Raw genomic sequence first — 23,612 nt, 5'->3', positions numbered from 1 at the left:
CGGGGGTCAGGCGGCGGCGTCCAGGGTGGCGACGGTCTCGCGGTCGAGCTCGAGCGAGGCGGCGCCGCAGTTCTCGTCGAGGTGCTCGAGCGAGCTGGTGCCCGGGATCGGGAGCATCACCGAGCTGCGCTGCAGCAGCCAGGCGAGGGCGACCTGGGCGGGCGTCGCGCCGAACTTCTCGGCGGCGCGCTCGGCGGCGTTGCCGGGCTCGGCGAGCTTGCCCGCGTCGGCGGGCGCCCAGGGGATGAACCCGATGCCGTGCTCGGTGCAGTGGCGCAGGACGTCGTCGGACGACCGGTCCACCAGGTTGTAGCGGTTCTGCACCGAGGCGACGTCGACGATCTTCCCGGCGGCCTCGATCTCGGCCACGGACACCTGGCTCAGCCCGACCTCGCGCACCTTGCCCTCGCGCTGCAGGTCGGCGAGCAGACCGAACTGCTCGTCGGCCGCGACGTGCGGGTCGATGCGGTGGAGCTGGAAGAGGTCGAGCGTCTCCACGCCGAGACGGCGCAGGCTCATCTCGGCCTCCTGGCGCAGGTAGTCCGGGCGCCCGCAGGGGATCCACTTGTTCGGCCCGGTGCGCAGCAGCCCGGCCTTCGTCGCGACCGTCACCCCGCGGTAGGGGTACAGCGCCTCGCGGACGAGCTCCTCGCTGACGTACGGGCCGTACGAGTCGGCCGTGTCGATGAAGTCCACGCCGAGCTCGACCGCGCGGCGCAGCACGGCGAGGGCGTTGTCCGGGTCCTTCGGCGGACCCCAGATCCCCTCGCCGGTCAGGCGCATCGCGCCGTATCCCAGGCGGTGGACCTTCAGGGCCCCGCCCAGCGTGAACTGTCCCGAGGCGGCCACGACGCCCGCTCCGACCACGTTGTCGTCGGTCATGTGCTCACCCTCTCCCGGCCGTGTCAGGTGCAGCCGTGGGATCCAGACTGGCATCCCCGGCCGACCAGCGACGGCGGGCGTGTCCGATCTCCCACCGGACCCTCCCGCACGGCCCCGGACGGCTGACGTCCGGGTAGGTCAGGCGCGCATGAAGTCCGCGGTGAGGGCGAGTCCCTCCGCGATCCCGCGGGGTGCGGCGCCGAGCGCGCGGGCGCCGTCGTCGCGGACCCGGTAGCCCCCGAGGTGGCCGTAGACGACCGACCGGTCGGCGAACGGCGGCGCGCCCGGCGGGAGCTCGCTGCCCTGCGGGAGGGCCCGCACCCGGTGGGGGCTGCCGGCGAGCTCGCAGTAGGTGTCGAGGACCTCCGGGAACGACGCGATCTGCCCGCACAGCACGTAGCGCCGCCCGACCTCCCCGTCGGTGAACGCCAGGAGCTCGCCGGCCGCCACGTCCTGCGCCAGCGTCCAGCCGACGCGGGTGTCGACGATGCCCTCGACCTCGCCGCGCGCGGCGGCCGCGAACAGCTGGTTGTAGCTCAGCGGGCCCCGCGGCGAGGGTCCGTAGACGTTGACGACGGTCGCGACGACCGCATCCAGGCCGCCGGCGGCGACGGCGTCGAGCACGACGGTCTCGGCCTCGGCCTTCGTGGCGGAGTAGGTGTCGGTGAGCGCGGTGCCGCCGGCGGCGTCCTCGGCGACGAGGCAGCCGGGCCCGTCGGGATCGGGCACGCAGATCGCCGCGCTGGTCGAGGTGTGGACGAGGCGCCGGACCCCGGCCCGGCGGACCGCCTCGACGACCCGGCGCGTGCCGCCGACGTTGAGCTCGCGCGCCTCCGGCCCCGGCATGCCGACCGCCGCCGCGAGGTGGAAGACGCCCTCGCAGCCGTCCATCGCGCGGGCCAGCGAGTCGGCGTCGGCGAGGTCGGCGGCCACCCGCTCCACGCCGTCGGGCAGGACGTCGGCGCGGGACGGGTCGCGGACCATGGCGCGCACCGCGTACCCCTGCTCGTGCAGATGTGCGACGACCGCCGACCCGACGAACCCGGTGGCACCCGTGACGAGGAGCATCGGCGCATCGTGGCACGGACCGACGTCCCGGGAGATGAGCTGATGACCTCCGACCCGACCGCCCGCGTCGTGCTCACCACCACCGACTCCGCCGACGAGGCCGAGCGCCTGGCCCGCGTGCTCGTCGACGCGCACCTCGCGGCCTGCGTGCAGATCAGCGGCCCGGTGCGCAGCGTGTTCCGCTGGGAGGGCGCGGTGTCGGTGGAACCGGAGTGGCAGCTCTGGCTCAAGACCGACGCCGGGCGCGTCGACGACCTCACCGCCCGCCTCGTCGCCGAGCACGGCTACGACGTCCCCGAGGTGCTCGTCGTGCCCGTGGTCGGGGGGCACGGGCCGTACCTGGACTGGGTGGCGGAGGAGACGGAGCGATGAGGGGAGCACGCCGATAGGGGAGCTCGACCAGTGATGGAGGAGACGGAGCGGGGAGACGCCCCCGACCGTTAGCCTCGGCAATGATGTCGACGACGGTGGATCCCGCGCTGCCGGCGGCCCTGCGTCGCGGGGAGCCAGGGTTCCGGCCGATCGCGATCGGGCTGTTCTTCGCGGGCTTCACGACGTTCGCCCTGCTCTACGCCACGCAGCCGCTGCTCCCGGCGCTCGTCGACGCCTACGGGATCACGCCGGGGACGGCATCGCTGGCGGTCTCGGTCAGCACCGCCGCGGTGGCGATCGGCATCATCCCGGCCAGCGCGCTCTCCGAGCGCTGGGGCCGACGCCCGGTGATGATCGGCTCGCTGGTCGCCGCGGTCGTGCTCGGCCTCGCCGCGGCGGGCGCGCCCGGTTTCGGGCTGCTGCTCGTGCTGCGCGGCCTCGAGGGTCTCGCGCTGGCCGGGCTGCCCGCGGTCGGCATGGCCTACCTCGCCGACGAGATCGACGGGCGTCACCTCGGCGGCGCCATGGGCCTCTACGTCGCCGGCAACTCGGTCGGCGGCTTCGGCGGGCGGATCGTGGTCAGCGCGCTGGCCGACCTCACCGGCTCGTGGCGGTGGGCGCTCGCCGGGATCGCGCTGCTCTCCGCCGCCTGTCTCGTGGCGTTCGTGCTGGTGCTGCCCGCCTCGCGGCGCTTCCGTCCGGGAGCGGTCGGCGCCCGGGCCCTCCTGGGCGAGGTGCGGGCCCACCTGCGCGACCCGGTGATGCGCCGGCTCTTCGCGGTCGGCCTGCTGGTGATGGGCGTGTTCGTCTGCGCCTACAACTACGTGACGTTCCTGCTGCTCGCCCCGCCCTTCGCGCTGCCGCCGCTGGTCGTCGGGTTCGTCTTCGTGCTCTACGCGGTCGGCACCGCCACCTCCGCCCGCGCCGGCCGCCTCGCCGACCGCGTCGGCGCCCGGCCCGTGCTCATCGGCGCCGCCGGGCTCGCGGCCCTCGGCGCGCTGGCGATGCTGACGTCCTGGGTCGCCGTGGTCATCGCCGGCCTCGTGCTGCTGACCGTCGGCTTCTTCGCCGCGCACCCCGTCGCGAGCGCGTGGGTGGGCCGGCGCGCCGAGCAGGGCCGGGCCGTGGCCTCCGGGCTCTACCTCGCCGCGTTCTACGTCGGCTCCTCGGTGGGCGGCACGCTCGGCGGCGTGGCCTACGGCCTGGCCGGCTGGCCCGCCACCGTCGCCTTCATGGGCGTGCTCCTGGCCCTCACCGTCGCCGTGATCTGGCCGCTGCGCTCCCGCTGACCTCCCGCTGACCTCCCGCTGCCCGGATCGGCGGTCGACCCTGATCCGAGGAGCCCACCGTGACCGTCCCGCCGACCATCCCGCCGACCATGCGCGCCCTCCGACAGGCGTCCTCGCACGGCCCCCGGGACCTGGAGCCGGTCCGCGACGTGCCGGTGCCGCGGCCCGGGCTGACCGCCACCGCCGCCGGGATCTCCCGCGTGGTCGAGTTCCGCGATCCCGCGCTGGTCGCGATGTCCGGCCTCCCCGAGGTCCTCCCGGGCTGAGCGCGCCGCTCACCCCCGCGCGATGTCGCTGAACCGGCTGTAGTGCAGCTGGTGGGCCACGGTGATGGTGGCCGTGGGGCCGTTGCGGTGCTTGGCCAGGATGAGGTCGGCCTCGCCGGCGCGGGGGTCGTCGCGCTCGAACGCGTCGGGCCGGCTGATGAGCATGACCATGTCGGCGTCCTGCTCCAGCGACCCCGACTCGCGGAGGTCGGAGAGCATCGGCTTCTTGTCGGTGCGCTGCTCGGGACCGCGGTTCAGCTGGCTGATCGCGACCAGCGGGACCTCGAGCTCCTTGGCCAGCAGCTTGAGCTGGCGGGAGAACTCCGAGACCTCCTGCTGGCGGGACTCGACCTTCTTGCCCGAGGTCATCAGCTGCATGTAGTCGAGGATGATCAGCTTGAGGTCGTGGCGCTGCTTGAGCCGCCGCGCCTTCGCCCGGATCTCCATGATCGTCATGTTGGGCGAGTCGTCGATGAACAGCGGCGCCTCGCTGATCTCGCTCATCCGCCTGGCCAGCCGCGTCCAGTCGTCGTCGGTCATGGTGCCGGCGCGCATGTCGGCCAGACGGATCTTCGCCTCGGCCGACAGCAGGCGCATGACGATCTCGGTGCGGCTCATCTCCAGCGAGAAGAACGCCGAGGTCAGGCCGTGCTTGACGCTTGCTGACCTGGCAAAATCCATTCCCAGGGTGCTTTTCCCGATGCCGGGACGGGCGGCGACGATGATCATCTGGCCGGCGTGCAGGCCGTTGGTGACGTCGTCGAGGTCGGTGAAGCCGGTGGGCACGCCGAACGAGACCCCGCCGCGCGAGGCGATGGCGTCGATCTCGTCCATCGTCGGCTGCAGGACGTCCTCGAGCGCCACGTAGTCCTCGGTGACGCGGCGGTCGGTCACCTCGTAGACCGCGGCCTGGGCGCGGTCGACGATGTCGTCGGTGTCGGAGCCCTCCGCGCCGTGGTAGCCGAGCTGCACGATGCGCGTGCCCGCCTCGACCAGGCGCCGCAGGATCGCCCGGTCGGCCACGATCTCGGCGTAGTAGCCGGCGTTGGCGGCCGTGGGCACCGTCGCGATCAGCGTGTGCAGGTACGGGGCGCCGCCGATGCGCAGCAGCTCGCCGCGCTTCTCGAGCTCGGCGGAGACCGTGACCGGGTCGGCGGGCTCACCGCGGCCGTAGAGGTCGAGCACGCACTCGTAGACCGTCTGGTGGGCCGGGCGGTAGAAGTCGTCGGGCTTGAGCATCTCGACGACGTCGGCGATGGCGTCCTTGGACAGCAGGATCGCGCCGAGCACCGACTGCTCGGCCGGCAGGTCCTGGGGCGGCTGCCGGTCGAACTCCGGGGGCGCCGCACCGGGACGCTCCGGACCTCGTCCGGACGTCCCCCGATCGTCCAGCACCGCCACGCGGTCACTCCCTCACGCTCGCCCGGAGACCGGCACGGCAGACCCGTGCCCGTCGAACACCCGTTCTAGCAGCGCCCACCGACAGCCCGGCGGCACCGGACCGGGGCGGGACCCCGACCGCAGCCGTCGCGACCGCGTGGACGGCACGGTAGGTCCCCGCCGAGCACCGCTCCAGGGGCCCCTGGGGATGCCCTGGGGACAACACCGGGATCGGTCCACCGAGCACACCCCCGCGGTGGGCACACACCTGGGGACAACCTGTTGGCAACCACCCTTGTGGGTGCGTCGTCGCAGGTCACGGTCCTGTGCGCACTGTGGACAACAAGTGGATGACCAACACCTCGGCGCGTCGCTCGGGGCGTGTCGTCGGCGTGTTCGTCCGGTGGCGGGGCGTGGCGAGCCGAGCGGCGGGCGGGGCTCGCCGGGCGGGCCGGCGGATGATCGCGGGCGATCACCGGGGACCGCCGGGCGGGACCGGTCCGCGGGGGTCCGGACACACGTCGGGCCCGGACCGCGCGGCGGCGGTCCGGGCCCGAGGTGGGTCGTGCGCGGGAGACGGAGCGGAGCGGGAGCTCGACCCGTCGACGAGGTCGGTGCTAGGCGCCCTGGACGTCCAGGGGCAGCGCGACCGCGACGTCCGGGTGCAGCCGCACGGTGACCTCGTGGTCGCCCGTGGACTTGATGTGCCCCGCGATGTCGATGAAGCGCTTGTCGAGGTTCGGGCCGCCCTGCGAGCGGACCGCGGACACGACGTCGGCCGGGGTGACCGAGCCGAAGAGGCGCCCGCCCTGGCCGGCCTTGCCGGTGACCGTGACGGTGCCGAGGCCCTGGATCTGCCCGGCGACCTCCTTGGCGTGGTCGAGGTCGCGGATCCGCTTGCCCTCCTGGGTGCGGCGGATCGTCTCGACCTGCTTCTGCGCGCCGCGGGTGGCGACGATGGCCAGGCCGCGGGGCAGCAGGAAGTTGCGGCCGTAGCCGTCCTTGACCTCGACGGTGTCGCCGGGGCCGCCCAGGTTGGGGACGTCGGCGGTGAGGATGAGCTTCACGTCGGCCTCCCTCAGCGCGCCGTCGAGGTGTAGGGCAGGAGCGCCATCTCGCGGGAGTTCTTCACCGCGACGGCCACGTCGCGCTGGTGCTGCGAGCAGTTGCCCGACACCCGGCGCGCGCGGATCTTCCCGCGGTCGGAGATGTACTTCCGCAGGAGGTTGGTGTCCTTGTAGTCGATCAGCTGGTTCTTGTCCTTGCAGAAGGTGCAGACCTTCTTCTTGGGCTTGCGCACCGGCGGCTTCGCCATGGTGTTTCTTCTCCTGAGCAGAACTGGGATGAGTGAGATCTAGAACGGGGGCTCGTCGTCGTATCCGCCGCCGCCGCCCGAGGAGCCCGCGGCCGGGGCCGAGGCCCACGGGTCGTCCGACCCGCCGGACCAGCCACCGCCACCGGAGCCTCCTTGGCCGCCGCCGTAGCCGCCGCCACCGTTGCCGCCGCCACCGCCGTAGCCGCCGCCCCCACCGCCGCCTCGCGAGGCCTTGGTGACGGACGCCGTGGCGTAGCGCAGCGAGGGGCCGATCTCGTCGACCTCGAGCTCGATGACGGTGCGCTTCTCGCCCTCACGGGTCTCGAACGAGCGCTGCTTGAGCCGGCCCTGCACGATGACGCGCGCGCCGCGGGTGAGCGTCTCGGCGACGTTCTCCGCGGCCTGGCGCCAGATGTTGCAGCGCAGGAAGAGGGCCTCGCCGTCCTTCCACTCGCCGCTCTGGCGGTCGAAGGTGCGCGGCGTCGACGCGACCGTGAAGTTGGCGACGGCGGCACCGGACGGCGTGAACCGCAGCTCCGGGTCGGCGGTGAGGTTGCCGACCACGGTGATGACCGTGTCGCCGGCCATCAGTTCGCCTTGCCCCGGCGCCCGGCGAAGGCGGGGTCGCGGCGCATGACCTTGGTGCGGAGCACGGACTCGTTCAGCGCGAGCTGGCGGTCCATCTCCTTGACGGTCGCGGGCTCGCAGTTGATGTCGAGGACGGCGTAGATGCCCTCGGCGTTCTTCTCGATCTCGTAGGACAGCCGGCGACGTCCCCAGACCTCGACGTTCTCCACGGTGCCGCCGTCGTTGCGGACGACGTTGAGGAACGTCTCGAGGGACGGGGCGACGGTCCGCTCGTCCAGACTCGGGTCGAGGATCACGACCAGTTCATAATGGCGCACGAGGACCACACCTCCTGTGGGCTCAGCGGCCACGGACGATCCGTGGCAGGAGGGTCTCGGTCCGGTCAGGTTACCAACCGGCGACCGACGTCCCGCCGAGGCCCTACCAGGTCCGACGCAGCAGCGCGGCCCCCGGTTCCCGCCGGTTCCCGCTCAGGCGGGGACCGGCGTGCGCGGGCTCGCGGTGGTGACGTCCTCGTCGCGCTCGGCCTCGTCGTCGAGCTCGGCGTCGGCATCGGCACCGTCGGCCTCGGCGGTCTCGGCGGTCTCGTCGGCCGCCGTCTCGCCCGCCCCCGCCGCGGCCACCGGGGCCTTGCCCAGCACGATCCGCCGGACGGTGAACGCCGCGACACCCGAGAGCGCGAGCACCGCGAGGAGCGCGGGCACGCCCACGCCGCCGTCGGTCAGCCCGTCGACGGGCAGGGCCTGCACCTGGCTGGCGGTGGTCACCGCGCTCGCGACGTCGTAGCCGAGGTAGGCGGGCGCGCCCGCGCGCAGGCCGGGGAACGCCGAGCCGAGCAGCATGTTCGGGTCGTAGGTCGCGAGGCCCGGCGCCGGGCCGCTCGCCGAGCGCAGGAAGGACGAGGGGAGCGCCCCGAAGGCGGGCGCGAACGCCGGCGCGGCGGCCGCCGCCTGCTGCGGGGTGAGCGTCGGGACGGCCGCGGCGGCCGGCGCGGGCGTGGCGGCCTGCGAGCGCGGGGTGGTCGCCCGCGGCTGCGGGGTCGGGTCGAGCACGGCGCCGGTGCCGCGGCTGAGCTGCTCGGCGGCCGGGCGCAGCGGCGGCGCGGCCTGCGCGACGCCCGCGGACACCGGCTCGACGACGATCACCTGCACGGTGCAGAGCAGTCCGCCGAGGAGCTCACGGATCGGCTTCATGCCCTGGGTGACCTCGCGCTCGAGCGGGAGACCCAGCCTCGGGATGACCTTGAGGGTCTGGCCCTCCTCGGCGCGCACCGTCTCGCCGCAGCGCGCCTCGACGACGTCGTCGGAGCTCGGGGCCGCCACCGCGGCGCCGGCACCGAGCAGCAGCGAGCCCGTCACCAGTCCGCCGGCGAGGGCGGCGGTCAGCAGACGGCGGGGAGCACGCAGCGCCATGAAGGGGACCTCTCTCCAACTGCCCGGGGAGTGCCGGTGGGCCCCGCGGGGGAGCGGGCCGACCGGCGGCACGTGGTGACCAACGAGTAGGTCGCCCGGTGGTGACGCCCAGCCTCACCCGCCCGCCGGAGTCGTCGCCCAGCGACACGCCCCGTCCGGGGGAGTCGACCTCATCGAGGGACTGAAGGTCCCCGCCGCCGCAGCGGACCCGCCACGGCCTCGATCACGGCGTCGGCGCGGGACAGGCGCCGCGTCTCGTCCGGCGCCCCGTCGAGCACGCCGCCGTCGGGGTCGTCGAGCCCCCGGGAGAACGACGGGTCCCGCGGCGTGCGGACCGGGTCGTGCTCGGGACGCAGGACCGTGCGCACGACGAGCCCGGCGACGACCAGGACCGCGATGTCCCGCAGGACGACCGCCCCGAGGAACCACGGCGCGGGCAGGCCCTTGGCGTCGGTGCCGAGGTAGTAGTACATGCGCGGCGCCCAGACCAGCGCGTCCACCAGCATCCACGCGAGCAGCGGGCGCCACCGCGGGTAGGCGAGGACCGCCAGCGGCACCAGCCACAGCGAGTACTGCGGGCTCCACACCTTGTTGGTCAGCAGGAAGGCCACGATCACGAGGAACGCGATCGACGCGAAGCGTGGCCGGCGCGGGGCCTTCACCACGAGCACCGCGATCGCGAGGCAGCACACCCCGAACAGGACGGCGCTGACCGCGTTGAGCACCGAGGGCGGCTGTCCGGGGGCGAGCGGGCCGTCGAACCCGCTCCAGCCGGTGAAGCCGGAGACGACGTTGTAGAGCGAGTCGGGGTCGGCCCCGCGCTCGCCGTTGAGCCGGAAGAACTCCCACCACCCCGTGGGCGCGGCGAGGGCCACCGGCAGGTTCAGCGCCGACCACGCCAGCATCCCGGCGCAGGTGGCCTGCGCCCAGGCCCGCATCCGCCCCGCGCGCAGGCACAGCAGCAGCAGCGGGAAGAGCAGGAACAGCGGGTAGAGCTTCGCGGCGGCGCCCACGCCCAGGACCAGCCCCGCGAGCACGGGTCGTCGACGGGCCCACGCGAGCATCCCGAGGGTCGCCGCGGCGACGGCGAGCGTGTCGAAGTTGGTGAAGGCGTGCACCGCGACCAGCGGTGACACCGCGGCGAGCGCGGCGTCCCACGGACGGCCGGGGCGCAGCCGCACCACCGCCCAGATCGTCACCAGCCACGCGAGCGCGAGCCAGAACGCCGAGAGGTCGAAGTACACGACCACCGCGAGCCCGCCCGGGAGCAGCCCGGCGTCGGCGCCGGCCAGCCACAGGTCGGTGAGGCGGGCGTTGGCCCACTGGAAGAACCCGGTGAGCACCGGGTACTCCATGTACCGGACCTGCTCGCTGCCGTCCTCGCGCCGGTCGACCCACGACGTCACGTACGGGATGCCGCCGACGTCGAGGCGCTCGGCGGTGTAGAGCGGGACGGTGTCCGAGTAGCACATCGCCACGTACTGGCGCCCGTCACGCCAGTCGAGCTCGAGCCCGTTCTCCCCCGGGTACTGCTGCAGGCACGGCGCCTTGGCGAACCACGCGATCGCCAGCACCGTCACCGCGAGCAGCAGCACCACCCGCAGCGGCGTGAGGAACCGCGCCCGCCCGGCGACCGCGTGCTCGCCCAGCGGGCCGCCGACCACGGTCGACAGCGACGCGACGAACGGGTCCTCCTGGGTGGGACGCACCCGCTGGTCCGGGCCGAGCGAGTCCGGGTCGTGGGTGCGGGCCCGCGTCGGCGAGCCGGTCACGGGGTCCCGCCGGTGGCGTGTCGGTCAGGCCGGTCAACCACCGAACAGACCGCCGCCGCCACCGCCGTCTCCACCGCCGCCACCGCCGCCGCCGCCACCGGCACCGCCGTCACCACCGCCGCCGTCACCGCCGCCACCGCCGCCGCCACCGGCACCGCCGTCGCCGCCGCCACCCTGGCCCTGGTCGCCGCCGCCACCGCCGCCCTGGTCGCCGCCACCACCCTGGCCCTGGTCGCCACCGCCACCCTGACCCTGGTCGCCGCCGCCCTGGTCACCGCCGCCCTGGCCCTGGTCGCCGCCCTGCTGGTCCTCCGGCGGGCACGGCTGACCCTCGACGCACGGCGCCTGGTCCGGGGGCGCGGTCGGGGTGGTCTGCGGCGGGGCGCCGATCGGACGGAAGTCCGAGAACTGCTCGACGGGGTCGCCCTGCAGGGCGTCGTTCATGTAGCCCTGCCAGATCTGGCCGGGCACGCCGCGCCCGTAGATCGGACGCCCGTCGCGGGTCTTGATCGGGGTGTTGTCGTCGGTGCCGACCCACACCGCCGTCGAGATGGACGGCGTGAACCCGACCGTCCAGGCGTCGTTGTTCTGCCCGTCGACCGACGACTGCACGGTGCCGGTCTTCGCGCCGACCGGGCGCCCGCCGCCGAGCGCGATGCCGGAGTGGTCGGCCACCTGCAGCATCGACTCGGTGACGTTGCGGGCGAGCTGCTGGCTCATCCGCTGCTCGCCCGCGGGCGCGCCGGCGTCGAAGAGCACCCGGCCGTCGGCGGTGGTGACGCGGCTGACGAGGTGCGGCCGGTGGTAGACGCCGTCCGCGGCGAACGTCGCGTACGCCGCGGCCATGTCGCCGGGACGGACCTCGCGGTCGCCCAGCGAGATGCCGCCGCTGGGGTTGGGCAGGTCGGCCGAGATGCCCGCCTGGTGCGCGGCGTCGGCGACGCGCTGGGGGCCGACCTGCACGCCCAGCTGGTAGAAGACCGTGTTGATCGACTGCGTCATCGCCGTGCGCAGGTCGCAGTTGGCGCAGTTCTCGCCCTCGTTGTTCTCGACCTCGGTGCCCGCGATGGTCTGCGGGCTCGACCCGTCGAAGGTCGTGCCGAGGCCGATCGGCGAGGGGCTGCGCTGCAGCCCGGCGAGCAGCACGAAGGGCTTGAACGACGAGCCCGGCTGGCGCTGGGCCTGGGCGTAGTCGAAGCCGGAGCCGTCCTCCCCGCCGTAGTAGGCGACGATCGCGCCGGTGCGCGGGTCGACCGACACGAGCGACGTGCGCAGGTTCTGCGGCTGGCCGCGCAGCCGGCGCTCGACGGACCGCACCGCGTCGTCCTGCAGGTCGGGGTCGATCGTCGTCGTGACCTGCAGGCCCTCCTGGTTCACCTGCTGCTCGGTGATGCCGTAGGAGTTCAGCTCGGAGCGGACCGCCGAGACGATGTGTCCGCGGTCGTTGTCCGGGATGCCGCTGCGCCGTGGCTGCGGCGGGATCGCGGCCGGGAAGACCTGCCCGGCGCGTTCGGCGGCCGGCAGCCAGTTCTGGCTGACCATGCCGTCGAGCACGAAGTTCCAGCGCTGCTCGGACATCCCGCGGTCGACGGCGGGGTCCCAGCGCGACGGCGACTGGATGAGACCGGCGAGCATCGCGCCCTCGGAGACCGAGAGCTGCGAGACGTCCTTGCCGAAGTAGGCCTGCGAGGCGGCCTGGATGCCGTAGGCGCCGCGCCCGAAGTAGATCGTGTTGAGGTAGTTGCCGAGGATCTCCTCCTTGCTCTGCTCCTGGGAGATCTTCGCCGCGATCACCACCTCGCGGTACTTGCGCCAGATCGAGTACTCGTCGCCGACCAGCGTGTTCTTGACGTACTGCTGGGTGATCGTCGATCCGCCGCCGCTGCCGCCGGTGGCCTGGAGCCACACCGCGCGCAGGATGCCGACCGGGTCGAAGCCGAGGTTGGAGTAGAAGGAGCGGTCCTCGGCCGAGAGCACCGACTGCTGGACGTGCAGGGGCACCTGGGTGATCGGCACCTTGATGCGGTTGCCCTGCTCGGGCACCAGCGAGGCCAGCGACGAGCCGTTCGCGTACGAGATCGTCGCGAGCTGGTTGTTGGTCGCGTCGTCGGGCGTCGGCACCCGGAAGAAGATCCAGCCGACCGCGAAGGCCAGCACCGGCCCGAGCAGGATCAGCCCGAGCAGGACGTAGGCGATGCGCCGGAGGCGACGGTTGCGTCGCTTGCGCGGGTCGGGGCCCCGATCGGTCGGTCGCGACCGGCCGCGCGGGGGCTCGTCGCCGCCGTCGTCCCCGCCGGGGCGGGTGCGGGCCGGGGCCACGGCGGTGCCGGACAGCCCGCCGGCGCCCATCCGCGAGGTCGCGGCGGCGGTCGGGGCCATCGCGCGCGTCGCGGTGCCGTTGCGCGGCGGGCCGCTGTCGTGGGTGAGGAGGCGCGGCTCGCGCGCCGACTCCCGGCCCTCGGGCGGGGTCACCGTGCCCACGGCGCTGCGGCGTGCCGGCGCATCGACCGCGGCTCCGTGGGCGACCGTCGGCGCGTCGACGGGCGCGTGGTGGGTGGGGTTCTGCGACGGCGGCACCGCCCGCCAGCCGGGCGGGAGCCCGTTCTCGGGGTGCGGCGGGCCACCGGGTCCCGGCGGGCGCTGTCCCCGGGGCGGGCCTCCTGGCCCCGGCGGCGGTCCCGCCGGACCGGGGGGCGGACCGGGCGGCGGACCGGGCGGACGTCCCTGCGGGGCGCCGGGGCGGTCACCGCGCGGGCCGGACCGGGCCGGGGGTGCGGGCGGTGTGCCGCGGTCGGACCCGGGGGGTCGACCGCCCCCGCGGTCCGTGCGCCGCTCGTCGTCCACCGATCGCCTCCCGATGCCGGGTGGTTCCCTCGTCAGTCCCGTGGGCGTTCCCCGTCGGACCCGGGGGTCCGACCCGCGTCAGGGGGAGGCGGTCCGGCGCCGCCGGCGGCCCCCTCCCGACGCATCGTCGGTCCCCAGGACGTATGACTGTACGAGGTGGTTCCACCGGCACGACCGGCAGACCTCCACGACGTGCACGGTGAACTCGCTGATCGCATCCGCCAACCGGTTGATCTCGTCGGCGGAACGAGCGGATCCGGCGGCCGCACCGAGCCGTTCACCGAAGATCCACATAACCTCGACGAGGGGTTCCCGCTGGCAGAGCGGGCAGGTCCGGGTGGTCGGGCGACCGTGGTACGAGGCGGCCTGGAGCAGGTAGGTGCCCGCGTCGCAGGCGTCCGCGGTGGCGACGCGGCCCGCCGCAACGTCGGCGAGCGCCGCGCGGCGCTGCAGCGCGTAGTCGACCACCTGACGGACTCCCGGCACGACGCCAGCCTAGCCATGCGCGCCGCCCCGCGTCCCCTGATCGCGGGCCCGCCAGACGACCCGCCGGACTGTGACGTGATCGCGCATCGGCGACGCCTGATGTATCGGTCCGATATGGTCGGCGAGGACGACGTCGTGATCGTGGGGGAGGTGGCCGTGCTCGAGCTCGCCGTGCTCGGCCTGCTCCACGAGGCCCCCATGCACGGCTACCAGCTCCGCAAGCAGCTGCACGCCCGGCTCGGCACGTTCCGGGCGTTCTCGTGGGGATCGCTCTACCCGACCCTGCGCAGGCTCCAACGTGCGGGCCTGATCGCGGAGACCACCGACGCACCGGGCGACGGACCCGAGGAGGGCGCCGAGACCGCCGCGTCCTCCCGCGCGCGGTCGTCGTCCCGGAGCTCCTGGGGCTCGAAGACGCGTCGGGGCCGGCGTGTCTTCGAGCTCACCGCCGAGGGCAAGGACCGCTTCGACGAGCTCCTCGCCGAGGTCGGGCCCCAGGCGTGGGACGACGAGAGCTTCGGCATCCACCTGGCGTTCTTCTCCCGCACGCCCGTCGAGGTGCGGATGCGCATCCTCGAGGGACGGCGCCGCCAGGTGGAGGAGCGCCGCGAGGGGCTGCGCTCGACGCTGTCCCGCGCGGGCGAGCAGATCGACCACTACACACGCGAGCTGCACCGCATCGGTCTGGAGTCCACCGAGCGCGAGGTCCGCTGGCTCAACGAGCTGATCGCGGCCGAGCGCGGGGAGACCGCTCCGGAGACACCGACAGGTCCTGACGACGAGCCGGGCACCGGAGCCCGTCCGACCCCGCACGGCGCCTGACTCCCGCAGGTCCCGTCACCCGTCACCCCGAGAAAGAGACAAAGAGGAGAACAGCCATGGGTTCGGTCCGAGTGGCGATCGTGGGCGTGGGCAACTGCGCCGCGTCGCTCGTTCAGGGCGTGCACTACTACGCCGACGCCGACCCGGCCGCGCGGGTGCCGGGTCTGATGCACGTCGACTTCGGCGGTTACCACGTCCGCGACCTGGAGTTCGTGGCGGCGTTCGACGTCGACGCCAAGAAGGTCGGCCAGGACCTCGCGGACGCCGTCGTCGCGTCCGAGAACAACACGATCAAGATCGCCGACGTGCCGCCGACCGGCGTGATCGTCCAGCGCGGGCACACCTACGACGGCCTCGGCCGCTACTACCGCGAGACCATCACCGAGGCCGACGGCGACCCCGTCGACGTGGTCGCCGCGCTGCGCGAGGCGCGCGCCGACGTCCTCGTGTCCTACCTGCCCGTGGGCAGCGAGGACGCCGACAAGTTCTACGCGCAGTGCGCCATCGACGCCGGCGTGGCCTTCGTCAACGCGCTGCCCGTGTTCATCGCGTCCGACCCCGAGTGGGCGCAGAAGTTCACCGACGCCGGCGTCCCGATCGTCGGCGACGACATCAAGTCGCAGGTCGGCGCCACCATCACCCACCGCGTGCTGGCGAAGCTCTTCGAGGACCGCGGCGTGCACCTCGACCGCACGATGCAGCTCAACGTCGGCGGCAACATGGACTTCCGCAACATGCTCGAGCGCGAGCGCCTCGAGTCGAAGAAGACCTCGAAGACCAACTCGGTGACGTCGCAGATCGACCGCGACATGGGCAAGGGCAACGTCCACATCGGCCCGTCGGACCACGTGCCGTGGCTCGACGACCGCAAGTGGGCCTACGTGCGTCTCGAGGGCCGCGCCTTCGGCGACGTGCCGCTCTCGCTGGAGTACAAGCTCGAGGTCTGGGACTCGCCGAACTCGGCGGGCATCATCATCGACGCCGTGCGCGCCGCGAAGATCGCGATGGACCGCGGCATCGGCGGCCCGTTGCTCGCGCCGTCGTCGTACTTCATGAAGTCGCCGCCCGAGCAGTACCGCGACTCGGTGGCCTACGACCGCGTCGAGGAGTTCATCCGCGGCGAGCGGGGCCCGGCCTGACGGTCCTCGGGTCCTGAGCGAAGGGCACCTTCGGTCGGCTAGATCGGCGAGGGGCGCCCTTCGCCGGAATGCTCGGTGCGACCTGGTTCTGAGCGAGGGGCCCCTTCGGTCGATCTATCCGACCGAAGGGGCCCTTCGCTCATCACGGGGTCGGCGAGGCGTCAGGTGGCGGGCGCGGTCAGGGCCCGGGCCTCCTCGAGGGCGGCCCGCAGCTTGCGCCGGACGCCGTCCGGGTCCTCCCGCAACTCCCGCGGCGTGATCGGGACGACGATGTACCCGGCCGCGGCGAGCTCGCCCTGCCGGCGCATGGTGGCGTCGAAGGTGTCGAGGTCGGCGTGGTGCTCGAACGAGTGGAGCTCGATCACCAAGGGCACCCCGTCGACCAGGCCGTCCACGCACGCGAGACGAGAGCCGTCGGGGGACCGGAGGTCGGCGTTCCAGTGGACGACGGGGAAGTCGTCCATGCCGAGCACCAGTTCGCGCAGCCACGCCTCGGCCGCGGACCGGATGCCGTCCTCGAGCTCGACGATCACGGCACGCACGAGGGCGGCCCCGCGGCAGGAGCCGGCCTCGATCTCCTCGCGGAGGGCGGCGACGGTCACCATGTGCCGCTGTACCGCCTCGCACAGGAGGGCGCGCACCTCGTCGATCCGCAGGAGACGGCGGGCACCGTCGAGCAGGGTCCGGGCCAGCGTCGCGCAGCGGATGTCGTCGAGCGTGCGGGACGCCGGCATCCGCTTCGTGCGCTCGACGACGAGGAAGCCCTCGGAGCGGTGACGGCTCCCGTGACGGATCAGGACGTGGACGACCTCGTGGTCGGGCACGTTCTTCAGGCCGTGGAGGCGGCACGCGGCGAGCCCGGTGACGAGCGCGTCCTCCCCGGTCACGAGCAGCGCGGCGACGAGGCGTTGGTGGACGGTGAGCGTGCCCCTGGCCAGGGCCACGAGCCCGAGGAGCGGGCGCCACCACGAGCCACCGACCTTGCGACAGCGGAAGACGATGGTGCTCGACGGGACGCCGAGCGCGCGGAGATCACGGACGAGGATGAGGCCGTCCGGGGCCGCGGCGCTGACCGCGTCCCAGTCGACCCGTGCACGACGAGGCATACCGGGTTCGACGCAGCGGCGGTCCCGCCGGATCCCGTTCTGAGCGAAGGGACCGTTCGCTCAGAACCGCGCTCGGCGCGATGCCGGTCGGCGCTGGGCCGGCGTCTTGGCGAGGGGGCGCCCTCGCCGATCTATCCGACCGAAGGTGCCCTTCGCTCAGTCGGCGGGGGCTCGCGGTCGCGGCCGGCGTTCCGGCGAGGGGCGCCCCTCGCCCGTCTATTCGACCAAAGGTGCCCTTCGCTCAGAACGACGCGGCCGGCCTCAGCGGACGATGTTGACCAGGCGGCCCGGGACGACGATGACCTTGCGCGGTTCGGCGCCCGCGAGGAGCTCCACGACCTTGGCGTCGCCGAGCGCCGCCGTCCGGACGTCGTCCTCCCCGGCGACCGCGGGCACCGTGATGCGCGAGCGGACCTTCCCGTTGACCTGGATCGGGTACTCGACGGAGTCCTCGACGAGCAGGGCCGGGTCGGCCTCGGGGAACGGGGCGTAGGCGAGCGTCTCCGCGTGGCCCAGCCGCGACCACAGCTCCTCGCCGAGGTGCGGGCACAGCGGCGCGAGCAGGAGCACCAGCGGCTCGATCACCGAGCGCGGGGCGCCGCCGTTCGGGTACGTCTTGGTCAGGTGGTTGGCCAGCTCGATGAGCTTGGCGACGGCGGTGTTGTAGTGCATCGCCGGCAGGTCGGTGCGCACGCCGTCGATCGCCTTGTGCAGGGCGGTCAGGGTGTCGCGGTCGGGCTCGGCGTCGGAGACGCGCAGCGCGCCGGTCTGCTCGTCGATCACCAGCCGCCACACGCGCTGCAGGAAGCGGTGCGAGCCGACGACGTCGCGCGTCGACCACGGCCGCGAGGCCTCCATCGGCCCCGTCGACATCTCGTAGAGCCGGAAGGTGTCGGCCCCGTAGGCGTCGCACATCTCGTCGGGCGTCACCACGTTGCGCAGCGACTTGCCCATCTTCCCGTACTCCTGGCGGACCGGCTCACCGTTCCACGTGAATCCGGTGGCCGACGACGGGTCCTCGACGACCTCCTCGGCCGGCACGTAGACCCCGCGCGCGTCGGTGTAGGCCCAGGCCTGCACGTAGCCCTGGTTGAACAGCCTGCGGAAGGGCTCCGACGACGACACGTGCCCGAGGTCGAAGAGCACCTTGTGCCAGAACCGCGAGTACAGCAGGTGCAGCACGGCGTGCTCGACGCCGCCGACGTAGAGGTCGACGCCGCCGGGGTCGCCGGGCGAGCGCGGGCCCAGCCAGTAGCGCTCGACGTCGGGGTCGACGAAGCGCTGCTCGTTGTGCGGGTCGAGGTAGCGCAGGTAGTACCAGCACGAGCCCGCCCACTGCGGCATCGTGTTGGTCTCGCGCAGGTACTCGGCGAAGCCGCGCTCCGGGTCCGAGGGCAGGTCCTCGGAGAACGCCACCCAGTCGGTCGCGCGGGCCAGCGGCGACTCGGGCGAGGAGTCGCGGTCGTCGGGCGCGAACGACTTCGGCGAGTAGTCCTCGACGTCGGGCAGCAGCACCGGCAGGTCGCCGTCGGGCAGCGCGCGCGGGACCGACGACCCGCCGTCGCTCTCGCCGCCGGCGGCGTAGGCCACGGGGAACGGCTCGCCCCAGTAGCGCTGGCGGGAGAACAGCCAGTCGCGCAGCTTGTACTGCACGACCGCCTCGCCGTCGCCGCGCCCGGCGAGCCACGCGATGATCGCGGCCTTCGCCTCGTCGACACCCAGGCCGTTCAGCGAGACCTCGTCGTTCGCCGAGTTGATCGCCGCGCCGGCGCCGACGTACGCCTCGCCGTCAAAGCCTGCGGGCGGCTGCACCGTCCGGCGGATCGGCAGCCCGAAGACGGTCGCGAAGTCCCAGTCGCGCTGGTCCTGGCCGGGCACCGCCATGATCGCGCCGGTGCCGTAGCCCATGAGGACGTAGTCGGCGACGAAGACGGGCAGGGGCTCGCCGTTGACGGGGTTGGTCGCCCACGCGCCGGTGAACACGCCGGTCTTGTCGCGCGCCTCCTGGCGCTCCAGGTCCGAGCGCGACGCCACGACGCTGCGGTACTGCGCGACCGCCTGCGCGGGCGTGTCGGCCCCGCCCGTCCAGCGCCCGTCGAGCTCCTCGCCGGTCGGCGGCGACGGCCACGCGGCGGGCGTCAGCGCGTCGACCAGCGGGTGCTCGGGGGCCAGGACCAGGTAGGTGGCGCCGAAGAGCGTGTCCGGGCGGGTGGTGAAGACCTCGATCGGACCGGCCGGGGAGTCGAACCGGACCTGCGCGCCCTGCGAGCGCCCGATCCAGTTGCGCTGCATCGTCTTGACCGAGTCCGGCCAGTCGACGCCGTCGAGGTCGTCGGCCAGGCGGTCGGCGTAGGCGGTGATCCGCATCATCCACTGGCGCAGGTTGCGCCGGAACACCGGGAAGTTGCCGCGCTCGGAGCGCCCGTCGGCGGTGACCTCCTCGTTGGAGAGCACCGTGCCCAGCGCGGGACACCAGTTCACCGGCGCGTCGGCCAGGTAGGCCAGGCGGTGGTCGTCGAGGACGCGGTCCTGCTCGGGGCGCGAGAGCGCGGTCCAGTCGCGGCCGTCGGGCAGGGCGCGGATGCCCTTCTCGAACTCGTCCTCGAGCTCGCTGATCGGGCGGGCGCGGTCGGCCTCGCGGTCGTACCAGGAGCCGTGGATCTGCAGGAAGATCCACTGCGTCCAGCGGTAGAAGTCGATGTCGGTGGTGGACACCGAGCGGTGCTGGTCGTGGGCCAGGCCGAGCTGGCGGATCTGGGCGCGGTAGCGCGCGATGTTCGCCTCGGTGGTGGTCCGCGGGTGCGTGCCGGTCTGCACCGCGTACTGCTCGGCGGGCAGCCCGAACGCGTCGAACCCCATGGTGTGCAGCACCGTGCGCCCGGTCATGCGCAGGAAGCGGCCCAGGACGTCGGTGCCGATGAACCCCAGCGGGTGCCCGACGTGCAGCCCCGCGCCGGAGGGGTACGGGAACATGTCCATCAGGTAGAACTTCTCGCCCGCGGGCGCCGGGCCGTCCGGGGACGGGTTCGCGACGGCGAAGGTGTCGGCGGACTCCCAGTGGTCCTGCCAGCGCCGCTCGATCTCGTTCGCGAGCGCGGCGGTGTAGCGGTACGGCGGTGCGCCACCGCTGCCGTTGCCGCTGCCGGGATCGTCGGCGCGGCTCGCCACCTCGGGCTCGGCGGTCACGGGTTCCTCCTGCACATCGACCTGGGGTCCTCTCGCGGGGAGCCCGCGGTCGGGTCCGGCGCCGCACGACGGGGCACCGCGGATCCCTGCGAGGACGCATCGAGCCTACTCTGGGGGTGTGATCGTCCCGGCCCTGGTCCTGGCGGCGGCCGCCCTGCTGGTGGGCGGCGCCGGCGTCCTCGCGTTGTCCCACCGCCTGCCCCGCAACCGCGTCCTCGGCGTGCGCACGGTGTGGACCATGAGCGCCGTCGACCGGTTCCGCCGCGCGAACAGGGCCGCCGCCCCGGCCTTCGTCGGCGCCGGGGTGGCCGGGCTCGTCGGGGCGGGGGCCGCGCTCGCCGCCGCCACGACCGCGGCGGGCGTGACGATGCTCGTGCTCGGTGCCCTGGCCCTGGTCGGGCTGCTCGGCGCCGGCGGGGTCGTCGGGTCGCGGTTCGCCGATGCGGAGGAGGCCGAGCACGAGGCCCTCATGGCGCTGCCGGCGACGCCGTGCACGGCCGTGACGCCCGAGGAGCCGGAGTGCGCGCCGGAGTCGCCGGGGCTCTGCGGGGGCTCGTGCGCGATCTGCCCGCGGGCCCAGGCCGAGGCCTGAGTCACCAGCCCCAGGTGCCCGGGGCGCCCTTGAACGGGCCGACGACGTCCGCGGTGATCCAGCCCCCGTAGAACCCGCCGGGCTGGGGCTCGACGCGCTCGCCGTCGAGGGTGATCTCGTCGAACGGCGCGGGGTAGAGCGCGACGCGGTCGGCGAGCTCGGGGTAGACGGCCCCCTCCCGTGGTCCAGCTCCGCTGCGCTGCGTGTCCCCCTCCGGGTACCACCAGCCGACGTCGGTCAGCGGGGCCGCGCCGGGCACGACGATGTCGACGTAGCGCGCCGTCCCCTTCCACTCGCACACCGTGCGCCGCTGCGCGGGGCGCAGGACGCCGTCGGCGAACGCGGTGCGCGGCAGGTACCAGGTCGGCGGGTGGCTGGTCTCGAGCACGCGGACGAGGTCGTCGGAGTCGGCGACGACCGTGCCGCCGTGGGTCACGACCGCGCGCCGCCGGGAGGGCTCGGCCCGCGGCGGACGGGGGTAGTCCCACACCGATTCCTGGCCGGGCCCGGGTTCGACACGTCGCACGGGCCCGACGCTAGGTGCTCGCACCCGGCCCGGCGCGGCGAGCGAACGGGGACTTCGCGCGCATAGAAGCAGCGAGATACCCGTTCGCTGCGGAAGAGGCGGCGCTCAGTTCCGGCGCGGCTCGGCGACGTGGGTGGCGAGGAGGGCCAGCGGGACGCCCTGGCGGCGCAGCACCCCGCCCCAGAGGTCGTAGCCGGCGGGGGCGAGGACGTCGTCGGGCAGGGCGGGCACGACGTACCAGTCGCCCCGCCCGATCTCACCCTGGAGCTGGCCGCGGTCCCAGCCCGAGTAGCCGGCGAACACGCGCAGGCCCCGGACGCGGGGGGCGAGGTCGTCGGGGTCGCCGTCGAGGTCGACGAGCGCGAGCGGCCCGCGGACCCCGACGACGCCGCCGGTGCTCGCCGGGTCCTCGCCGGTGCGCAGGGCGGCGAGGCACAGCGCGGTGCGCTGCTCGACCGGTCCGCCGACGAACACCGCGTTGGGGCGGGTCGTGTGCGGGTCCCAGCCGGGCAGGACGTCGGCGACCGAGACCTCGCTGGGCCGGTTGAGCACGACGCCGAGGGTGCCGGCGGGCCGGTGGTCGATGACGAACACGACCGAGCGCGCGAAGTTGGGGTCGGTCAGGGTCGGGGAGGCCACGAGGAGCGTCCCCGCCTCGACCTCGGCCTGCTGATGTTCACCCACACCACTGGCCACGCACCCCATCGTCGCACCGGCGGACCGCGGGGCGGCAGGCACGTCCGCATGGTCACGGGTCGATCACGGGGTGGCCGCGGACACGTCCGGGCACGGATGGGCCGCTCCGCCGCGGGCGGCGGGGCGAGACGGGCGAGGGCCGTGCGCCGATCGGTCGGCGGGATTCCCGGGAGCGCTCGCGGGACCGCGGTCGTGGTCGACCGCGTAGCGTGGGCGCCCGTGTCCGTCGCTCCCGGCCCGCCCGCCCCAGTGGCCGCCGCGACCCCGGCACGCAACCCGGTGCGGCGGCTGCGCGAGCTGCTCGTCCACCCTGGCTTCGGGAAGCTCCTGACGGTCCGGCTCGCCGCGCAGTGGGGCGACGGCGTCTTCCAGGCCGCGCTCGGCGGGCTGGTGCTCTTCAGCCCCGAGCGCGAGGCCGACCCCCTCATGGTCGCCCTGGGGCTGGCGACGGTCCTGCTGCCCTACTCGCTCATCGGCCCGTTCGCGGGCGCCCTGCTCGACCGCTGGGACCGCCGCCGCGTCATGGTCGTCGCGGGGGCCCTGCGCGGCGTGCTGACGCTGCTCACCGCGGGGGTGGTCCTCGCCGGGGTCACCGGGCCCGCGCTCTACCTCGGCGCGCTGGCCACGATCGGCGTGAGCCGCTTCATCCAGGCCGGCCTCTCCGCGGCGTTGCCCCACGTGGTCGCCGACGAGCACCTGGTCGGCGCGAACTCGCTGGTCACGACGTCGGGCGCCGTGGCCGCGGCGATCGGCGCCGGCTGCGCGATCGGACTGCGCGGGATCATCGGTCCCGCGGACGCCGACGCGGCGTGGACGACGGCCGTGGCCGCCGTCGGCTCGCTGGTCATCGTGATGGTGGCCGCCACCATCGCCCGCGGCTCGCTCGGGCCCGACGAGCGCACCGAGGCCGCCCGCGCGCTGAAGGCCGTGGCGCACGGGCTCGTCGACGGCGCCCGGGCCGCCCGCGACGCCCCCGGCGTGCTCGCCGCGTTCGGCGCCGTCGCCGCGCACCGGCTGGCGTTCGGCATCACCACGCTCGTGGTGATGCTGCTGATGCGGAACTCGCTGACCGACGTCGGGCCGCTCAAGGCCGGGATCGCCGGGCTGGGCGAGGTGGTGGCCGCCGTCGCCGCCGGCCTCGGCGTCGCCGCGTTCCTCACGCCGTGGCTCACCGCCCGGGTCGGGCGCCCCGGCACCGTGCGCATCATGCTCGTGGTGGCCGCGATCGCCCTGCTCGGCCTGGGGCTGCCGATGACGCTGCCCACGATCCTCGCCGGGTCGTTCGTGCTCGGGCTGGTGGGCCAGGCGATCAAGCTCTGCTCGGACGCCGCGGTGCAGCGCGAGGTCGGCGACGACGTGCGCGGGCGGGTGTTCTCGCTCTCGGACACCACGTTCAACGTCACCTACGTGGTGGCCGTGGCCGGCGCGGCGTTCCTCTGCCCACCCAGCGGGCGCTCGCCGCTGCTGCTGGTGCTGGCCGCCGCGATCTACCTGCTCGGGCTCGTGGTGCACGAGCTGGCGCTGCGCTGGCAGCAGCGTCAGGGCGGCACCCAGCCCGCCGCGCCCTCGCCGACCAGCGCGTCCACCGCCCCGTCGCCGTCGGTGTCGAGCAGCAGCACGTCCCAGCGCGCCGAGGGCGAGCCGGGCTCCGACGACAGGTAGGCGAGCTCGTGGCGGCCGTCGCCGTCCGCGTCGACCAGCAGCTGCTCGGCGCGCCCGTCGCCGTCGAGGTCGCACACCACCTCCGCGCCCGGCTCGTGGTCGGCGTCCACCGCGACGCCGTCGAGCACCCCGTCGCCGTCGGTGTCGAGCCCCGGCGTGCCCTGCGCCGACCGGCCGCGCACATCGGTCCAGGACAGCACCGCGCCCGC

The 23,612-nt window shown here is 74.1% G+C and carries 22 protein-coding genes; 7 read left to right on the top strand and 15 right to left on the bottom strand.

Annotation, left to right across the window (positions count from 1 at the left end):
• Positions 1 to 6: 6 nt before the first annotated feature.
• Positions 7 to 882 (bottom strand): aldo/keto reductase, encoded by an 876-nt coding sequence (locus ACFPK1_RS01410; protein ID WP_378019099.1) that lies wholly within the window; start codon positions 880 to 882, stop codon positions 7 to 9.
• A 138-nt stretch (positions 883 to 1,020) separates the two neighbouring features.
• The gene (locus tag ACFPK1_RS01405; protein ID WP_378019098.1) at positions 1,021 to 1,950 is read right to left on the bottom strand and encodes an NAD-dependent epimerase/dehydratase family protein; all 930 of its coding nucleotides are present in this window, start codon (positions 1,948 to 1,950) and stop codon (positions 1,021 to 1,023) included.
• A 42-nt stretch (positions 1,951 to 1,992) separates the two neighbouring features.
• Here ACFPK1_RS01405 and cutA point away from each other — a divergent pair, with 42 nt between their 5' ends.
• The 3 genes from cutA (at position 1,993) to ACFPK1_RS01390 (ending at position 3,877) form a co-directional block, all read left to right on the top strand.
• Positions 1,993 to 2,322, top strand: a complete 330-nt coding sequence (gene cutA / locus ACFPK1_RS01400; protein WP_378019097.1) for a divalent-cation tolerance protein CutA — start codon at positions 1,993 to 1,995, stop codon at positions 2,320 to 2,322.
• 83 nt (positions 2,323 to 2,405) lie between these two features.
• Complete coding sequence (locus ACFPK1_RS01395) at positions 2,406 to 3,611, top strand: MFS transporter (RefSeq protein ID WP_378019096.1); 1,206 nt, start codon at positions 2,406 to 2,408, stop codon at positions 3,609 to 3,611.
• Positions 3,612 to 3,670: 59 nt separating this feature from the next.
• Positions 3,671 to 3,877, top strand: a complete 207-nt coding sequence (locus tag ACFPK1_RS01390) for a hypothetical protein (protein ID WP_378019095.1) — start codon at positions 3,671 to 3,673, stop codon at positions 3,875 to 3,877.
• 9 nt (positions 3,878 to 3,886) lie between these two features.
• On the opposite strand, the gene dnaB is transcribed toward ACFPK1_RS01390, so the two are convergent.
• The 9 genes from dnaB to ACFPK1_RS01345 form a co-directional block, all read right to left on the bottom strand.
• Positions 3,887 to 5,278 (bottom strand): replicative DNA helicase, encoded by a 1,392-nt coding sequence (dnaB, locus tag ACFPK1_RS01385; RefSeq protein ID WP_378019094.1) that lies wholly within the window; start codon positions 5,276 to 5,278, stop codon positions 3,887 to 3,889.
• A 596-nt stretch (positions 5,279 to 5,874) separates the two neighbouring features.
• On the bottom strand, positions 5,875 to 6,324 hold the full coding sequence (gene rplI, locus ACFPK1_RS01380) for a 50S ribosomal protein L9 (RefSeq protein ID WP_378019093.1): 450 nt from the start codon (positions 6,322 to 6,324) through the stop codon (positions 5,875 to 5,877).
• An 11-nt stretch (positions 6,325 to 6,335) separates the two neighbouring features.
• Complete coding sequence (rpsR, locus tag ACFPK1_RS01375) at positions 6,336 to 6,572, bottom strand: 30S ribosomal protein S18 (protein WP_133826840.1); 237 nt, start codon at positions 6,570 to 6,572, stop codon at positions 6,336 to 6,338.
• A 39-nt stretch (positions 6,573 to 6,611) separates the two neighbouring features.
• On the bottom strand, positions 6,612 to 7,160 hold the full coding sequence (locus ACFPK1_RS01370) for a single-stranded DNA-binding protein (RefSeq protein ID WP_378019092.1): 549 nt from the start codon (positions 7,158 to 7,160) through the stop codon (positions 6,612 to 6,614).
• A complete protein-coding gene (gene rpsF, locus ACFPK1_RS01365; RefSeq protein WP_274283169.1) occupies positions 7,160 to 7,486 on the bottom strand; it encodes a 30S ribosomal protein S6 in 327 nt (108 codons plus the stop codon). Before rpsF ends, ACFPK1_RS01370 begins: the two co-directional genes overlap by 1 nt.
• Before the next feature lie 144 nt (positions 7,487 to 7,630).
• A complete protein-coding gene (locus ACFPK1_RS01360) occupies positions 7,631 to 8,572 on the bottom strand; it encodes a hypothetical protein (protein ID WP_378019091.1) in 942 nt (313 codons plus the stop codon).
• Positions 8,573 to 8,742: 170 nt separating this feature from the next.
• Entirely contained in the window at positions 8,743 to 10,344 is a 1,602-nt protein-coding gene (locus ACFPK1_RS01355; RefSeq protein WP_378019090.1) for a glycosyltransferase family 87 protein, read from the bottom strand.
• Between the two features lie 33 nt (positions 10,345 to 10,377).
• Entirely contained in the window at positions 10,378 to 12,921 is a 2,544-nt protein-coding gene (locus ACFPK1_RS01350; RefSeq protein WP_378019089.1) for a transglycosylase domain-containing protein, read from the bottom strand.
• 345 nt (positions 12,922 to 13,266) lie between these two features.
• Complete coding sequence (locus tag ACFPK1_RS01345) at positions 13,267 to 13,674, bottom strand: DUF5318 family protein (RefSeq protein ID WP_378019088.1); 408 nt, start codon at positions 13,672 to 13,674, stop codon at positions 13,267 to 13,269.
• A gap of 156 nt (positions 13,675 to 13,830) precedes the next feature.
• Between ACFPK1_RS01345 and ACFPK1_RS01340 the strand changes: the two genes are divergently transcribed.
• Together ACFPK1_RS01340 and ACFPK1_RS01335 are read left to right on the top strand one after the other, a co-directional pair.
• Positions 13,831 to 14,496 (top strand): PadR family transcriptional regulator, encoded by a 666-nt coding sequence (locus ACFPK1_RS01340; RefSeq protein WP_378019546.1) that lies wholly within the window; start codon positions 13,831 to 13,833, stop codon positions 14,494 to 14,496.
• Between the two features lie 56 nt (positions 14,497 to 14,552).
• Positions 14,553 to 15,635 (top strand): inositol-3-phosphate synthase, encoded by a 1,083-nt coding sequence (locus tag ACFPK1_RS01335; RefSeq protein ID WP_378019087.1) that lies wholly within the window; start codon positions 14,553 to 14,555, stop codon positions 15,633 to 15,635.
• A 161-nt stretch (positions 15,636 to 15,796) separates the two neighbouring features.
• Here the strand turns inward: ACFPK1_RS01335 and ACFPK1_RS01330 are convergent, their stop codons facing one another.
• The gene (locus ACFPK1_RS01330; RefSeq protein ID WP_378019086.1) at positions 15,797 to 16,741 is read right to left on the bottom strand and encodes a hypothetical protein; all 945 of its coding nucleotides are present in this window, start codon (positions 16,739 to 16,741) and stop codon (positions 15,797 to 15,799) included.
• Between the two features lie 261 nt (positions 16,742 to 17,002).
• Positions 17,003 to 19,909, bottom strand: a complete 2,907-nt coding sequence (locus ACFPK1_RS01325; protein ID WP_378019545.1) for a leucine--tRNA ligase — start codon at positions 19,907 to 19,909, stop codon at positions 17,003 to 17,005.
• Between the two features lie 136 nt (positions 19,910 to 20,045).
• Here ACFPK1_RS01325 and ACFPK1_RS01320 point away from each other — a divergent pair, with 136 nt between their 5' ends.
• Entirely contained in the window at positions 20,046 to 20,519 is a 474-nt protein-coding gene (locus ACFPK1_RS01320; RefSeq protein WP_378019085.1) for an SdpI family protein, read from the top strand.
• A 1-nt stretch (position 20,520) separates the two neighbouring features.
• Here the strand turns inward: ACFPK1_RS01320 and ACFPK1_RS01315 are convergent, their stop codons facing one another.
• Together ACFPK1_RS01315 and ACFPK1_RS01310 are read right to left on the bottom strand one after the other, a co-directional pair.
• On the bottom strand, positions 20,521 to 21,045 hold the full coding sequence (locus tag ACFPK1_RS01315) for a DUF427 domain-containing protein (protein ID WP_378019084.1): 525 nt from the start codon (positions 21,043 to 21,045) through the stop codon (positions 20,521 to 20,523).
• A 105-nt stretch (positions 21,046 to 21,150) separates the two neighbouring features.
• Positions 21,151 to 21,741 carry a YqgE/AlgH family protein gene (locus tag ACFPK1_RS01310; RefSeq protein ID WP_378019083.1) on the bottom strand — a complete coding sequence of 197 codons (591 nt, stop codon included), beginning with the start codon at positions 21,739 to 21,741 and terminating at the stop codon, positions 21,151 to 21,153.
• Positions 21,742 to 21,960: 219 nt separating this feature from the next.
• On the opposite strand from ACFPK1_RS01310, the gene ACFPK1_RS01305 reads away from it, so the two are divergent.
• Positions 21,961 to 23,403, top strand: coding sequence for an MFS transporter (locus ACFPK1_RS01305; protein ID WP_378019082.1), 1,443 nt, complete (start codon positions 21,961 to 21,963; stop codon positions 23,401 to 23,403).
• The last annotated feature ends 209 nt before the right edge of the window (positions 23,404 to 23,612 follow it).

This window comes from Actinomycetospora rhizophila, from assembly GCF_042657905.1.
In the GTDB taxonomy this organism is placed as follows: domain Bacteria; phylum Actinomycetota; class Actinomycetes; order Mycobacteriales; family Pseudonocardiaceae; genus Actinomycetospora; species Actinomycetospora rhizophila.
Note: the sequence above shows the minus strand (reverse complement) of the source record. Positions and strands in the feature narration are given on the sequence as shown.

Coding starts and splice junctions, on each gene's coding strand:
- ACFPK1_RS01335 (WP_378019087.1), top strand. CDS start 14,553: ATGGGTTCGGTCCGAGTGGCGATCGTGGGCGTGGGCAACTGCGCCGCG.
- ACFPK1_RS01405 (WP_378019098.1), bottom strand. CDS start 1,950: ATGCTCCTCGTCACGGGTGCCACCGGGTTCGTCGGGTCGGCGGTCGTC.
- cutA (WP_378019097.1), top strand. CDS start 1,993: ATGACCTCCGACCCGACCGCCCGCGTCGTGCTCACCACCACCGACTCC.
- ACFPK1_RS01395 (WP_378019096.1), top strand. CDS start 2,406: ATGTCGACGACGGTGGATCCCGCGCTGCCGGCGGCCCTGCGTCGCGGG.
- ACFPK1_RS01330 (WP_378019086.1), bottom strand. CDS start 16,741: ATGCCTCGTCGTGCACGGGTCGACTGGGACGCGGTCAGCGCCGCGGCC.
- ACFPK1_RS01410 (WP_378019099.1), bottom strand. CDS start 882: ATGACCGACGACAACGTGGTCGGAGCGGGCGTCGTGGCCGCCTCGGGA.
- ACFPK1_RS01370 (WP_378019092.1), bottom strand. CDS start 7,160: ATGGCCGGCGACACGGTCATCACCGTGGTCGGCAACCTCACCGCCGAC.
- ACFPK1_RS01360 (WP_378019091.1), bottom strand. CDS start 8,572: ATGGCGCTGCGTGCTCCCCGCCGTCTGCTGACCGCCGCCCTCGCCGGC.
- rpsR (WP_133826840.1), bottom strand. CDS start 6,572: ATGGCGAAGCCGCCGGTGCGCAAGCCCAAGAAGAAGGTCTGCACCTTC.